Raw genomic sequence first — 14,065 nt, forward strand, 5'->3', positions numbered from 1 at the left:
CATTGGCCTATGACAAAGACCCCGGAGACATCCGCACTGGCAGGCACTGAGTTTCGCCCTGCACGCCCACTTGATCTTCGTGACCAAGTTCCGACACAAGGTATTCACCGACCGACACCTGACCCGCATGGAAGAGATAACGCGGGTGTGTGCGCCGACTTCGAGTGCGACCTAATCGAGTTCAACGGTCAGGCCGAACATGCGCACCTACTGGTCAACCTCCCACCCAAGATCGCCCTCACCCGGCTGGTGAACAGCCTCAAGGGCGTATCCTCCCGCCGGATACGTCAAAAGTTTCCCGACCTAGCCCGCCACCTCTACCGAGCCAACAAACTCTGGTCGGCCTCGCACTTCGCAGGCTCCGTCGGCGGCGCACCCCTGACAGCCCTTCACCAGTACATCGAGCAGCAGAACCAGCCGGGTTAGAGCACGCTCGGGCCTAGCCGGCCTCCCGCGCGGGCCTTCACCCCCGCCCTAAAGGGCGGAGCACTGACCCGCATCTTGGTAGCGGGCACCCGGCCGTCGTATCGCCCGGTCGGCGGTGGTCCGGCCGTAGGTCGGTCGACTGCCCGCCGGTCGTCGCGACGCCCGCGCAACGGGCACGGGCGAGGCCATGGCCGGCCCCGCCCGTGGTCGGCGGCCTCCTCTTCGCGCTGTCGCCGGTCCGGCCTCAGATCACGCGGTCCGCGCTCGGGAACCGCCCCGCCCGCAGCAGTTGGCCCGGCAACTGCCGGCCCAGCACGTCGGTGATCCAGGCGGCGACCGACAGGAGGGCGTCCAGGTCGACACCGGTGTCGACGCCTTCGCGCTCGAGCAGGTAGACGAGGTCCTCGGTGGCGATGTTGCCGGTCGCGGCGGGCGCGAACGGGCAACCGCCGATGCCGGCGACGGAGCTGTCGAGCACCGCCACTCCCGCCTCCAGACCGGCGTACGCGTTGGCGTATCCGGTGTTCCGCGTGTTGTGCAGGTGCAGCCCCAGCGGAATGCCGAAACCGGCCGCGCCGCCCAGCAGGCGGGTCACCTGTCCGGGCACCCCCACACCGATCGTGTCGGCGAAGATGAGTTCGTCGGCCCCGATCGCGGCGACCTGCTCGGCGATGCTCAGCACCCGGCCCGGATCGACCTCTCCCTCGAAGGGGCAGCCGAAGGAGGCCGCCAGGGTGACGCTGGCCCGCCGGCCGTCGGCGTGCGCCGCGGCGACGATGGCGCCGGCCTCGGCCAGCGACTGCCCCACGCCGCGCCCCTGGTTGCGCTGGTTGAAGGTCTCCGTGACGCAGAAGGCGACCCGCGCCTCCACCAGCGGGGTCGCCGCGAGCCGGGCGTAGCCGCGCTCGTTGAGCACGAGACCGGCGAACGCGACGCCGGACGCCGGCCCGATCCCCGCGCAGACCTCCTCCGCGGCACTCATCCGGGGTACGCGGGCCGGGTTGACGAAGCTGGTCACCTCCACGGCGGTCAGCCCGGTGCCGGCCAGTCGGTTGACGAACTCCGCGCGCTGCCGCGCGGTGAGGTGCTCTGGTTCGTTCTGCAGGCCGTCGCGGGGGCCGACTTCACAGATTCTGACCGTCATGTCCGTCCTTCGGTTTCGGGTCGGCCCGGCTGGAGTCGCCGCCCAAACCAACCGCAAATGTATGCAAGATAGGCCGCCCCGCCCAGTGCGGCAAGCCGCCACCCTCCACCCACACATCATCTGACGATCGCGGGGAAGCTGGATTGTATGCATTAGCTGCCCGCGATCTCTTTACGGGACCGTATCGCCGTGGTTTCATTCACCTACCGACCCACCCGCTCACCTCGGCGCCGGAGCGAGCCGGGTGGACCGCGCGGACGTGCGGCGACACCCGTCCGGGGCAGGCGTCCCGGGCACGGTGCTCCCGCCGCCGGCTCAGGAGCAACTCGCCGGCCTCGCCGCGCCCGCGCGACTGGTCGCCCGACAACCCTTCACCTCGGCCACCGACCCGGACAGAGGAGAGACACCGTGCTCTACGGCGACATCCTGCGGCGCAACGCGATTCGGTACCCGCACCACACCGCTCTGCTCATGGTCGACGACTCGGGATCGCGGACGTACGCCGAACTGCACGAGCGCGCGATGCGCCTCGCCAACGGCCTGACGGGCATCGCCGCGCACGGTGACCGGATCGGGATCCTGTCCGAGAACAGCCTCGAGTACGTCGAGGCCTACTACGGCGTGCCGTCGGCGGGCATGGCCCTGACCATGCTCAACTACCGCCTGCACCCGAAGGAATGGGTGTGGATCCTCAACAACGCGGGCGCGAAGGTGCTCCTCGTCGCCCAGCCCTTCCTCGCGGCGATCGCCGACCATCGCGACGAACTCGCCTCGGTCGAGCACATCATCGTCATCGGCGAGCCGGTGCCGGGTTTCCGCAGCTACGAGGATCTGCTCGGCGCCGCGTCGGCGGCGACCCCGGACGTCCGGGTCGGCGAGGAGGACGTTGCCTGGCTGCTCTATACCAGCGGCACGACGGGGTTCCCGAAGGGCGCGCAGCTGACCCACCGCAACCTGAACGTCGCGCTGATCCAGTCGGCGCTCGCGTACGATCCCACGCCCCGGACCACGTTCCTCAACGCCATGCCCCTGTGCCACGTGGCCGGCTACCTCGTACCCGTGCACCAGTTCCACGGCGGCTCGGTGCTGATGATGTCCGGCTGGGATCCGGAGCGCTGGATGCGGATCGTGCAGGACCACCGGGTGACCAGCGGCGGGTTCGCCCCCACCATGATGTCGATGCTGCTGGCCCACCCGAAGATCGACGGCTACGACCTCAGCAGCCTGGAGTGGATGGGGTACGGCGCGTCCAAGATCCCGCCGGAGGTGCTCCGCCAGACCATCGAGCGGTTCGGGCCCGTGGTCTACGCCGGCATGGGCATGACCGAACTCGGCGGGAACATGCTGACCCTCGACAAGCAGGCGCACATCCGGGCCGCCAACGGCGAGGAGCACCTGCTCGACGCCGTCGGCAAGCCGATGTCGCTGGTGGACGTGCGGGTGGTGCGCCCCGACGGCGAGGACTGCGACCTCGGTGAGATCGGTGAGATCGTGGTGCGCGGCGACCAGGTCACCACCGGCTACTGGGGCGACCCGAAGGCGACCGAGGCGGCCTTCGGGGGTGGCTGGTTCCACACCGGTGACCTCGCCCGCAGGGACGAGGAGGGCTTCCTCTACATCGTCGACCGGCTGAAGGACATGATCATCTCCGGTGGCGAGAACGTGTACTCCAGCGAGGTCGAGAACGCCCTCTACGAGCACCCCGCCGTGGCGGAGGCCGCGGTGATCGGCCTGCCCGACCCGGTGTGGGGAGAGAAGGTGGCTGCCGTGGTGGTACCGAAGGACGGGCACGAGATCACGGCCGAGGACGTCGTGGCCCAGTCCAGGAGCCGGCTGGCGTCCTACAAGCAGCCGCGCGCGGTCTACTTCGTCGATGCGCTGCCGAAGACCGTCAGCGGGAAGATCCGCAAGAACGAACTCCGCGAGCAGTTCGTCGCCGGACATTAACCGACGCCGGCGGAGCAGCCGACGCCGGACCAACGCCGATCGGAAAGGGCAGCCGAGCCATGGACGAGCACGTCGCATCCACCGCCGTCACCACCGTCGCCACCGGCCTGAAGTTCCCCGAGGGGCCGGTCGCCCTGCCCGACGGCGACGTCCTGGTCGTCGAGATCCACCGTGGCACCCTGACCCGGGTCACCCCGGACGGCGCGACGTCCGTCGTCGCCGAGCTGGGCGGCGGGCCCAACGGCGCCGCCGTCGGTCCGGACGGTCGGGTGTACGTCGCCAACAACGGTGGCCTGCACGCCTTCGAGGTGGGCGGGTTCGTGTTCGCCGGAGGCATTCCCGCCGGCTACACCTCGGGCAGCATCCAGGCCGTCGACCTGGCCACGGGCGAGGTGCAGACGCTCTACACCGAGGCCGACGGCGTGGCGCTGCGCGGGCCCAACGACCTCGTCTTCGACGCCGAGGGCGGGTTCTACTTCACCGACCACGGCAAGAGCGACGGGGTCACCGGCGACCGTGGGCGACTGTTCTACGCCACGCCGGACGGCCGGTCGATCCGGATGCTCGCCGGCGGCATGGAGGGCCCGAACGGCGTGGGGCTCTCCCCCGACGGCAGCCGGCTCTACGTGAGCGAGACCTACACCGCGCGGGTCTGGTGGTGGGACGTGACAGCCCCGGGTGAGATCCGGGGCGGGAAGTCCCTCGGCGGCTCCGGCGGCGGCAACTTCCTCCACACCGCGCCGACGTACACCAACTTCGACTCGCTCGGCGTGGAGGCCGGCGGCAACGTCTGCGTGGCGTCGATGGTCACGCCGGGCATCTCGGTGATCGACCCGGACGGCGGACTGGTGGACTTCGTGCCGATCGACGTCGGCGACCCGGGAATCACCAACATCACCTGGGGCGGCCCCGACCTGCGGACGGCCTACATCACCGCCTCCAGCACCGGCCGCCTGCTGGCGGTCGACTGGCCGCGGCCCGGGCTGCAACCCCACTTCGCCTCCGCCGCCCCGCAGTGACGAGGGCGCCGTCGCACCGACCGGCTGGCGCGGGCTGGTCATGCTGGAGGAGTGATTCGCTTCGTTCTGAACGTGTTGTGGCTCGTCTTCGGCGGTGGGATCGTGCTGGCGATCGGCTACGGCATCGCCGCACTGGTCTGCTTCGTCCTGGTCATCACCATCCCGTTCGGTGTCGCGTCGCTGCGCCTCGCCGCCTACTCGCTGTGGCCCTTCGGCCGCACCGTGGTGCCCAGGCCGGGCGCGGGCGTCGCCTCCGGACTGGCGAACGTCCTCTGGGTGATCCTCGCGGGTTGGTGGCTGGCCCTGTCCCACATCGTCGCGGGTGTCGCGCTCTGCGTCACGATCATCGGGATCCCGTTCGGCATCGCCAACTTCAAGCTCGTGCCGGCGGCGTTCTGGCCCCTCGGGCGGGAGGTCGTCGACGCACCGTGACCGCGACGCTCACCCGACGTACGGGCGTTCGCGCCTGAGTTCCTCCCGGGCGATGGAGCGGCGGTGAACGGCGTCGGGGCCGTCGACGATGCGCAGCACCCGCGCCCAAGCGTAGAAGTAGGCGAGCGGGGTGTCGTCGCTGACCCCGGCACCGCCGAACACCTCGATCGCCCGGTCGATCACGGCGGTCGCCATCGCCGGCGCGGCGACCTTGATCGCGGCGATCTCCGTGCGGGCACCCTTGGCGCCGTACCTGTCGATCAGCCACGCCGTCTTGTAGACCAGCAGCCGCGCCTGGTCGATGTCGATCCGCGACTGCGCGATCAGCTCGCGCACCACGCCCTGGTCGGCGAGGTGCCGGCCGAACGCGACCCGCGACTTGGCGCGCTCCACCATCAGTCCCAGCGCCCGCTCGGCCATCCCGATCGCCCGCATCGCGTGGTGGATCCGACCCGGTCCGAGCCGGGCCTGGGCGATCGCGAACCCGTCACCCTCGCGGCCCAACAGGTTCGCCGCGGGCACGCGTACGTCCCGGAACACCAGCTCCGAGTGGCCGTGCTGGTCCTGGTATCCGAAGATCGGCAGGTGCCGCACGATCTCCAGCCCGGGAGTGTCCCGCGGCACCAGGATCATCGACTGCTGCCGGTGCGCCTCGGCGTCCGGGTCGGTCTTGCCCATCACGATGAACACCTGGCACCGCTCGTCGGCGACCCCGGTGATCCACCACTTGCGCCCGTTGACGACGTACTCGTCGCCGTCCCGGACGATCGCCGTGGTGATGTTGGTGGCGTCGGAGGACGCCACGTCCGGCTCGGTCATCGCGTACGCCGAGCGGATCGTCCCGGCCAGCAGCGGCTCCAGCCACCGCCTCTTCTGCTCCCCGGTGGCGAACCGGTGCAGCGTCTCCATGTTCCCCGTGTCGGGGGCCTGGCAGTTGATCGCCTCCGGCGCGATCACCGGCGACCAGCCGGAGACCTCCGCGACGGCCGCGTACTCCAGGTTGGTCAGCCCCGACAGCTCGGGCAGGAACAGGTTCCACAGGCCGCGCCGCCGCGCGGAGGCCTTCAGGTCCTCCATCACCGGCGGGTACGCGTGCGCCCCGTGCGCGGCCAGGTGGGCGGCCCAGCTCCGCTCGGCGGGCAGGACCTCCTCCCGCATGAAGTCCCACATCCGTCCGACGGTCTCCTCCGCCTTCGGCGAGAGCGTGAAATCCACCTGGGTCAGCCTTTCTGGTCGAGTGTGGTCAAGCCCGCTTCGGCGATCCGCCGGATCTCGTCGTCGAGGTCGCCGAACGTCTGCCCGGCCATCGCCCCGGACGCCACCCGGGCGGCGACACCCTGGGCGATGATCGCGAACTTGAAGTGGGCGAACGCCTCGTAGAACGCGAGGTCGTCCAGGCCCGCCCCGGTCCGCCGGGCGTAGCGCTCGGCGAGGTGGGCGCGGCGGGGAAAACCGTCGTGGCGGGTCACCGCCGGGGTCAGCAGCGGCGCGGGTTCGCCGGGCTCGCGCCAGTAGAACAGCAGCATCCCCAGATCCGTCATCGGATCGCCCAGCGTCGACAGCTCCCAGTCGAGCACCGCCCGCACCCGCGCGGGGTCCCGGCCGTCCAGCAGACAGTTGTCCAGCCGGAAGTCGCCGTGCACGATCGCCGGCCGCCCGGCGGCCGGCAGCGCGTCGGTGAGCCGTGCCCCCAGCTCGTCGAGCGCCCGCACCTCGTGGGTCTTCGACGCGTCCCACTGGCCGCGCCAGCGCCGCAACTGCCGCGCCACGAACCCGGTCGGCCGGCCGTAGTCGCCCAGGCCGACCGATTCCGGCTCCACCAGGTGGAGGTCGGCCAGGACGTCGACCAGCGCGTCGGCCAGCGCGGCCTTCGCCCCCGGGTCCCGGGCGTACCCCGCGGGAAGCTCGTCGCGGACCACGTGGCCGTCGACCTTCTCCATCACGTAGCACGGCACGCCGAGCAGGTCACCGGTCCGGTCAACGAGGATCACCCGGGGCACCGGCACCGGCGTCCCCGCGAGGGCCTGCTGCACCCGCGCCTCACGGCCCATGTCGTGGGCGCTCGGCAGCAGCTCACCCGTCGGCGGGCGGCGCAGCACCACCGCCCCCGCCGCGCTGACCAGCTCGAACGTCAGGTTCGACTTGCCACCCGCGATCAGCGTGACGTCCAGCTCCCGCCACCGGTCGTCCTCCAGAGCCTCGGCCAGCGCCCGTCCCACCCGTTCCGGGCGCACCAGCTCCCGCAGGTCCGGCTCAGCCGACGACGCGTTCACCCACCGCTCCTCTCAGTTGTGTCCGGCGGGGCCGGGTTCGGCCCGGGCCCGCCCGGGTTCATGCCTGCCGGACGACCCCGGCGTCGACGAGCGCGTCGACGGCCGCCCGGTCCAGGCCCGTCTCGCCGAGCACCTCACGGGTGTGTTCGCCGTAGCGGGGCGCCGGCCCCGGCCATGCCCCGGGGGTCTGCGAGAACCGGGGTGCCGGGGCGGGATGCGTCAGGCCGTCGTGCTCGACGAAGACGGACCTGGCGGCCATGTGCTCGTGGCCGGGCGCCTCCGCGGGGCTGAGGACCTCCGCGACACAGGCGTCGGAGCCCGCGAAGGTGTCCATCCACCGCTGCCGGGTCCGCTCGGCGAAGCGCCGGGCGAAGGTCGCGCGGACCCGTGGCCACGCGGCCTTGTCGTCCTGGGGTACGCCGGCCAGCTCCTCGGCGAGACCGAGGCCCTCCAGCAACTGGGCGTAGAACTGCGGCTCGATGGCGCCCACCGAGATCCACCGGTCGTCCGCGGTGCGGTAGACGCCGTAGTAGGGCGCCGCCCCGTCGAAGAGGTTGCCGCCGCGCGGCTCGGTCCACTCGCCGTGGGCCCGCATCGAGTGCAGCATCGCCGTGAACAGGGCGGTGCCGTCCACGATCGCGGCGTCCACGACCTGGCCCTGCCCCGTCCGCCGGGCGTGCAGCAGGGCGGCGACGACACCGAAGGCCATCAGCATGCCTCCGCCGCCGAAGTCGCCCAGCATGTTGAGCGGGGCGGTCGGGGCGCCGTCCGCGCCCACGATCGGCTCGAGCGCCCCGGTGACCGCGACGTAGTTGATGTCGTGGCCCGCCCGCCGGGCGTACGGCCCATGCTGTCCCCACCCGGTCATCCGGCCGTACACCAGCCTGGGGTTGCGGCCGAGCGCCTGGGCCGGGCCCACCCCGAGGCGCTCGGCCACGCCGGGACGGAAGCCCTCCAGCAGGACGTCGGCGGTCGTGACGAGGTTCAGCACGACGTCCGCGGCGGCGGGATGCTTCAGGTCCACCGCCAGCGACCGCCGACCCCGGTCGAGCACCTGGTGGCTGGACCGGTGCGGCGCGGCGACGCCGACGTGGCCGGCCCGGTCCACCCGCACCACGTCGGCGCCCATGTCGGCCAGCATCATGCCGGCGAACGGGCCCGGGCCGATGCCGCCCAGCTCGATCACCCTGATCCCGGCCAACGGTCCCCGGCCGCGGCTGCTCACCGGCCCTCCCAGACCGGCGGCCGCTTCTCGGCGAAGGCGGTGGGACCCTCGACCGCGTCGCGGCTGGCGAAGACGACGTCGGTGGCCTCGTCGTTGACCGCCCACACCTCCCGCCGCGACCAGTCCGGGTTCCAGTCCGAGCCGGCGGCGGCGACGGCGTGCATGACCCGCTTGGTGTGCTGCACCGACAGCGGCGCGTTGGCGGCGATCCGCTCGGCCAGCGCCAGCGCCTCCTCCAGCGCCGCGCCGGGCCGGGCGACCACGTTGACCAGGCCCCACTCGGCCGCTTGGCGCACGTCGACGGCGTCCCCGGTCAGCGCCATCTGCAACGCGCGCTTGAGCGGGATCTGCCGTTGGAGCCGCACCACCCCGCCCGCGGCGGCGATGAGCCCTCGCCTGACCTCTGGCAGGCCCATCCTGGCGTCCTCGGCGGCGACCACCAGGTCGCAGGCCAGCGCGATCTCGGTGCCGCCACCCATGGCGAACCCGTTGACGGCCGCGACCAACGGCTTGTCGATCCAGTGTCGGACGAGGCCCGCGAAGCCCCACTCGGGGTGCTCCGGCGCGGCGACCGAGCGTCCGGCCGCCAACTCCTTGAGGTCGGCTCCGGCGCAGAAGGCCCGGCCGTTGCCGGTCACCACCACGACGCGCACCTCGGGGTCGGTGGCCGCCCGTTCCAGCGCCTCCCCGACGGCGGTCGACAGCGCGGCGTTGACGGCGTTCAGGGCCTGCGGCCGGTTGAGTCGGATCACGGCGACGTGGCCGGACCGCTCGTACAGTGCGGCCGGTGCGGTGCCGTCGGGCATCGGGTCGCTCGTGGTCGTCATCGCGACTCCAGCACGTCGCGGGCGATGATGTGCTTCATGATCTCGGTGGTCCCGCCGTAGATGGTGGTGACGCGGGTGTCCGCGTAGGCCCGCGCGATGGGGTACTCCCGCATGTAGCCGTAGCCGCCGAACAACTGGACGCAGCGGTCGACGGTGCGCTTGTGCATCTCCGTCGACCACCACTTCGCCTTGGCGGCGTCCACCGCGCCCAGCTCGCCGCGGTCGAACCGCCGCACGGCGTCGTCCACGTACGCCTGCGTCACCTCCAGCTCGGTCAGCATCTCGGCGACGGCGAAGCGGGTGTTCTGGAACGACGCGATCGGCGTACCGAACGCCTGCCGATGCTGGACGTGGTCGAGGGTCCAGCCGAGTGCCGCGCGTGCCCCGGCGCAGGCGGCCACGGCAATGCCCAGTCGTTCGAGCGGCAGGTGGCCCATCAGGTAGGGCAGCCCTCGTCCGACCTCGCCGAGCACGTTGTCGGCCGGCACGACGACGTCGTCGAAGAACAGTTCGGCGGTGTCCTGCGACTTCAGGCCGATCTTGTCGAGCTTGCGGCCGCGGCTGAACCCGGGCATCCCCCGTTCGACGACCAGCAGGCTGAACGCCCGGCTCCGGGCCCCGGGGTCGGGGTCGGTCCGGGCGACGACGATCACGAGGTCGCTGTGGATGCCGTTGGTGATGAACGTCTTGGCGCCGTTGAGCACCCAGTTGTCGCCGTCGCGCCGCGCCGTCGTCCGGATGCCCTGCAGATCCGAGCCGGTGCCCGGTTCGGTCATTGCGATGGCACCGATCTTCCCGCCCGCGCAGAGGTCGGGGACCCACCGCTCGGCCTGCTCGGGGGTGGCCAGGTCGAAGACGTACGGCAGCACGATGTCCGCGTGGCAGGAGAAGCCCGAGCCGAGGGACGTGGCGTTGACCCGGGCGAACTCCTCGATCATCGCGCAGCGGAAGCCGAAGTCGGAGACGGCCCCACCGCCGCCGTGCTCCTCGGGCGCGTTGATGCCCAGCAGTCCCTGCCGGCCGGCTTCGCGCCACGGCTCACGCGGGATGATGCCGGCCTCGTCCCAGGCCTCGACGTGCGCCGTGACGTGCCGGTCGAGGAACTGGGCGACGCTCGCGCGGAACGCCTCGTGGTCGTCGGTGAAGAACGGGCGCCGGGCCCACAGATCCTTGCCCATGGTCTGCTTCCCCTGGCTCAGAGTCGCTCGATGACGGTGGCGTTGGCCATGCCGCCGCCCTCGCACATGGTCTGCAGCCCGTAGCGGCCGCCGGTGGCCTCGAGGTGGTTCAGCAGGGTGCCCGCCAGGCGGGTGCCGGAGGCGCCGAGCGGGTGGCCCAGCGCGATCGCGCCGCCGCGCGGGTTGAGCTTGTCGAGGTCACCGCCCAACTCGGCCAACCAGGCCAGCGGCACCGGGGCGAAGGCTTCGTTCACCTCGTAGGCGTCGATGTCGTCGATGCCCAGCCCGGCCCGGTCGAGCACCCGACGGGTGGCCGGGATCGGCGCGGTGAGCATGAGCATCGGGTCGTCGCCGGCGACCGCGAACGCGTGGAAGCGGGCCCGCGCCCGCAGGCCGAGCCTCTCGGCGACATCCTCGCCCATGATCAGCGCCGCCGAGGCGCCGTCGGTCAGGGGCGAGGAGTTCCCCGCCGTGATCCGCCAGTCCAGGTGCGGGAACCGCTCGCGCAGGTCGGGGGCGCCGAAGGACGGCCGCAGCCCGGCCAGCCCCTCGGCGCTCGTCGTCGGGCGGATCGTCTCGTCCGCGGCGAACCAGCGGTCGCCGTCGTCGTCGACGCGCACCGGCACGATCTCGTGGTCGAAGCCGCCCGCGGCGGCGGTCTCGGCCGCGAGGCGGTGGGACCGGGCGGCGTACTCGTCGAGCCGCTCCCGCGAGAGCCCCCACTTCTCGGAGATGAGTTCGGCCGAGACGCCCTGGTTGACCAACCCCTCCGGGTAGCGCCGGGCGATCGAGGGCCCCTGCGCGTCCTGGCCCATCGCGGCGACGCCCATCGGAACGCGGCTCATCGACTCCACGCCGCCGGCGACGACGACGTCGTAGGCGCCGGCCATCACCCCCTGGGCGGCGAAGTGCAGCGCCTGCTGGCTGGAGCCGCACTGCCGGTCGATCGTCGTGGCCGGCACCGACTCCGGCCAGCCCGCGGCGAGCACGGCGTTACGGCCGACGTTGAGCGCCTGCTGGCCGGCCTGCCCAACGCAGCCGGTGATGACGTCCTCGACCCGTCCCGGGTCCAGGTCGTTGCGCTCCACCAGCGCGCGGAGCACGGTGGCGAACAGGTCGACCGGGTGCACCCCGGACAGCGCTCCCCCGGGCTTGCCCTTGCCGGAGGGCGTCCGGACGATGTCGACGATGACCGCGTTACGCATGGTTGCTTCCTTCTGTCGGGGGCTGCTGGTCAGCGCGGGGCCATCCGGATGGCGCCGTCGAGGCGGATGGTCTCGCCGTTCACCATCGGGTTGGCCACGATCGCCGCGACCAGCTGGGCGTACTCCGCGGGGCGGCCGAGCCGGCTGGGGTGCGGGACCTGCGCGCCCAGCGAGTCGCGGACCTCCTGCGGCAGCTGCCCGAGCAGCGGGGTCTCGAAGAGGCCCGGCGCGACGGTCACGACGCGGATCTTCAGTGCCGCGAGGTCGCGGGCGATCGGCAGGGTCATGCCGACCACGCCACCCTTCGAGGCCGAGTACGCGGCCTGCCCGACCTGACCGTCGAACGCGGCGACCGACGCCGTGTTGACGATGACCCCGCGCTCCTCGCCGGTGAGCTCGTTCTCCGCCATCGCCGCCGCGGCGAGGCGCAGCACGTTGAAGGTGCCGAGCAGGTTGACGCGGACCACCCGCTCGAAGTCGGCGAGCGGGAAGGGGCCGTTCTTGCCCACGGTCTTGACCGCGTTGCCGATCCCCGCGCAGTTGACCAGCACGGCCAGGGCGCCCTCGTCGTTGGCGAGCGAGACGGCCGAGCGCACCGCCTCCTCGTCGGTCACGTCGGCGCCGGCGAACCGGACCGCGTCCCCCAGCCCGTCGAGCCGGCTGCGGTCGGCGGTGGGCAGGTCCAGTGCCACCACCCGGGCGCCGGCCGCGACCAGCGTCTCCACCGTCGCCAGGCCGAGCCCGGAGGCACCTCCGGTCACCAACGCCTGCTTGCCCCGGACATCCATGCCCTGACCTCCCACACCTAGCGGCACTTAGTGAGCGATCGCTAAAGTAGCCCCTGGACGGTGTGGAAGCCAAGCCCCTCCCGCCGGCCGGACCCGCCGGACAGCCGCACTGGGCGGGTACTGAGCGAACGTTTGCTAAGCGCCTCCGGGACGCTCTAGGCTTCCCCCGGCGACCCGGCCCCGAGGCGGACGGAGACGAGGACGACGTGACCGACGACGCATTCGACTGGCGGAGCTACCCCCCGCTCGAGCTGTCGCCGCTCCTGTCGGTCGCGCTGGCCGAGATCGTCGAACACGGCTACGACGGGACGTCGGTCCGCAAGATCGCCGTCCGCGCCGGCGTCACCGTGCCGGCGCTCTACTACCACTTCGAGAACAAGCAGGCCATGCTGCGGGAGCTGCTCGACCACGCGATGCGGATCGTGCTGGCGCACGCCCGGGCGGCCCTCGAGGAGGCCGGCGAGGACTGCGTGGCCCGCCTGAGCGCCCTGGTGGAGGCGATCGTCCTCTACATGGCCCAGCACCGCGACCTGGCGTTCCTCGACTCCGAGCGCCGGAGTCTCACCCCCGAGAACCGGGCGCACTACGTGGCCCGGCGCGACGAGCTCGAGGGCGAGCTGCGCGACGCGATCCTCGGCGGGGTGACCCAGGGCGTCTTCCGCACCCCGTATCCCGAGGAGTGCAGCCGGGCGATCCTGTCCATGTGCCAGGGCGTCGCCGGCTGGTACCGGCCGGGCGGCCCGGTCGACGCGCCGACCATGGCCCGCAGGTACGCCGACCTCGCGCTGGCAACCGTGCAACACCAGGCACAGGAAGGGGCCACCCGATGACCGGTCCGCTCGACGCGTTCCGACTCGACGGCCGGGTCGTGGTGATCACCGGCGCGAGCTCCGGGCTGGGGGTGGGCTTCGCCCGGGCCGTCGCGGACGTCGGCGGCACCCTGGTCCTCGCCGCCCGACGCGAGGACCGGCTGCACGAGGTGGCGGGCGAACTCCGCGCACGGGGCGCGACGGTGCTCGCCCGGGCGACCGACGTGACGGTGCCCGAGGAGTGCCAGGCACTGGTGGACGCGGCGGTGGCCGAACACGGCCGCGTCGACGTGCTCGTCAACAACGCCGGCCTGGGCGGTTCCGTACCGGCCTCGCGGGAGACCCCCGACGCGTTCCGCCAGGTGATCGACGTGAACCTCAACGGCTCGTTCTGGATGGCCCAGGCCTGCGCCCGGGTGATGCCGGCCGGTTCCGCCATCGTCAACGTGGCGAGCGTGCACGGTGTGGTGGCCTCGCGGTTCCCGCAGGCGTCGTACGCCGCGAGCAAGGCGGGCGTCATCGGCCTGACCCGGGACCTCGCGCAGCAGTGGTCCCGCCGCAAGGGCATCCGGGTCAACGCCCTGTGCCCCGGCTACTTCGCCAGCGAGATGACGGCGAACGGTGAGGACAAGCTGCGCGACATGGTCGCCCAGCACAGCCTGCTGGGCCGCTTCGGCGAGCAGCACGAGGTCGACAGCGCGCTGCTGTTCCTGGCCAGCCCGGCGTCGTCGTACGTCACCGGCACGACCCTCCTCGTCGACGGCGGTCTCGCCGCGATCTGAGCGCCGGCCG

Annotated in this window: 13 protein-coding genes and 1 pseudogene; 6 read left to right on the plus strand and 8 right to left on the minus strand. The window is 72.1% G+C overall.

Annotated elements, in window-relative coordinates:
* The first annotated feature begins 2 nt into the window (after nucleotides 1-2).
* Nucleotides 3-426 (plus strand): annotated as a pseudogene (tnpA, locus tag ABZ793_RS23070) (IS200/IS605 family transposase).
* 244 nt (nucleotides 427-670) lie between these two features.
* Here the strand turns inward: tnpA and ABZ793_RS23075 are convergent.
* On the minus strand, nucleotides 671-1,570 hold the full coding sequence (locus tag ABZ793_RS23075; RefSeq protein ID WP_357460596.1) for a hydroxymethylglutaryl-CoA lyase: 900 nt from the start codon (nucleotides 1,568-1,570) through the stop codon (nucleotides 671-673).
* A gap of 408 nt (nucleotides 1,571-1,978) precedes the next feature.
* On the opposite strand from ABZ793_RS23075, the gene ABZ793_RS23080 reads away from it, so the two are divergent.
* From ABZ793_RS23080 to ABZ793_RS23090, 3 genes are read left to right on the plus strand one after another with little or no spacing between them, the layout of a single operon-like run.
* The gene (locus ABZ793_RS23080; RefSeq protein WP_357460598.1) at nucleotides 1,979-3,517 is read left to right on the plus strand and encodes a long-chain-fatty-acid--CoA ligase; all 1,539 of its coding nucleotides are present in this window, start codon (nucleotides 1,979-1,981) and stop codon (nucleotides 3,515-3,517) included.
* Nucleotides 3,518-3,576: 59 nt separating this feature from the next.
* Nucleotides 3,577-4,536, plus strand: a complete 960-nt coding sequence (locus ABZ793_RS23085; protein ID WP_357460600.1) for an SMP-30/gluconolactonase/LRE family protein — start codon at nucleotides 3,577-3,579, stop codon at nucleotides 4,534-4,536.
* A 51-nt stretch (nucleotides 4,537-4,587) separates the two neighbouring features.
* Nucleotides 4,588-4,968: a YccF domain-containing protein gene (locus tag ABZ793_RS23090; protein WP_357460602.1), complete on the plus strand. Its 381-nt coding sequence runs from the start codon at nucleotides 4,588-4,590 to the stop codon at nucleotides 4,966-4,968.
* A 9-nt stretch (nucleotides 4,969-4,977) separates the two neighbouring features.
* Here the strand turns inward: ABZ793_RS23090 and ABZ793_RS23095 are convergent, their stop codons facing one another.
* The 7 genes from ABZ793_RS23095 to ABZ793_RS23125 are packed head-to-tail and all read right to left on the minus strand — an operon-like array spanning nucleotide 4,978 to nucleotide 12,464.
* Entirely contained in the window at nucleotides 4,978-6,138 is a 1,161-nt protein-coding gene (locus ABZ793_RS23095; RefSeq protein WP_357460746.1) for an acyl-CoA dehydrogenase family protein, read from the minus strand.
* 50 nt (nucleotides 6,139-6,188) lie between these two features.
* Nucleotides 6,189-7,241, minus strand: coding sequence for a phosphotransferase family protein (locus ABZ793_RS23100; RefSeq protein WP_357460604.1), 1,053 nt, complete (start codon nucleotides 7,239-7,241; stop codon nucleotides 6,189-6,191).
* A 58-nt stretch (nucleotides 7,242-7,299) separates the two neighbouring features.
* On the minus strand, nucleotides 7,300-8,466 hold the full coding sequence (locus ABZ793_RS23105; RefSeq protein WP_357460607.1) for a CaiB/BaiF CoA-transferase family protein: 1,167 nt from the start codon (nucleotides 8,464-8,466) through the stop codon (nucleotides 7,300-7,302).
* Complete coding sequence (locus ABZ793_RS23110) at nucleotides 8,463-9,293, minus strand: crotonase/enoyl-CoA hydratase family protein (protein ID WP_357460609.1); 831 nt, start codon at nucleotides 9,291-9,293, stop codon at nucleotides 8,463-8,465. Before ABZ793_RS23110 ends, ABZ793_RS23105 begins: the two co-directional genes overlap by 4 nt.
* Nucleotides 9,290-10,471 (minus strand): acyl-CoA dehydrogenase family protein, encoded by a 1,182-nt coding sequence (locus tag ABZ793_RS23115; protein WP_357460612.1) that lies wholly within the window; start codon nucleotides 10,469-10,471, stop codon nucleotides 9,290-9,292. Before ABZ793_RS23115 ends, ABZ793_RS23110 begins: the two co-directional genes overlap by 4 nt.
* Nucleotides 10,472-10,488: 17 nt before the next feature.
* Nucleotides 10,489-11,676, minus strand: a complete 1,188-nt coding sequence (locus tag ABZ793_RS23120; RefSeq protein WP_357460615.1) for a thiolase family protein — start codon at nucleotides 11,674-11,676, stop codon at nucleotides 10,489-10,491.
* 29 nt (nucleotides 11,677-11,705) lie between these two features.
* A complete protein-coding gene (locus ABZ793_RS23125; protein WP_357460618.1) occupies nucleotides 11,706-12,464 on the minus strand; it encodes a 3-hydroxyacyl-CoA dehydrogenase in 759 nt (252 codons plus the stop codon).
* Between the two features lie 206 nt (nucleotides 12,465-12,670).
* On the opposite strand from ABZ793_RS23125, the gene ABZ793_RS23130 reads away from it, so the two are divergent.
* Nucleotides 12,671-13,294: a TetR/AcrR family transcriptional regulator gene (locus ABZ793_RS23130; protein ID WP_357460621.1), complete on the plus strand. Its 624-nt coding sequence runs from the start codon at nucleotides 12,671-12,673 to the stop codon at nucleotides 13,292-13,294.
* Nucleotides 13,291-14,055: an SDR family oxidoreductase gene (locus tag ABZ793_RS23135; RefSeq protein ID WP_357460624.1), complete on the plus strand. Its 765-nt coding sequence runs from the start codon at nucleotides 13,291-13,293 to the stop codon at nucleotides 14,053-14,055. Before ABZ793_RS23130 ends, ABZ793_RS23135 begins: the two co-directional genes overlap by 4 nt.
* Nucleotides 14,056-14,065 lie beyond the last annotated feature (10 nt).

The organism is Micromonospora sp. NPDC047465, assembly GCF_040643125.1.
In the GTDB taxonomy this organism is placed as follows: Bacteria; Actinomycetota; Actinomycetes; order Mycobacteriales; family Micromonosporaceae; genus Micromonospora.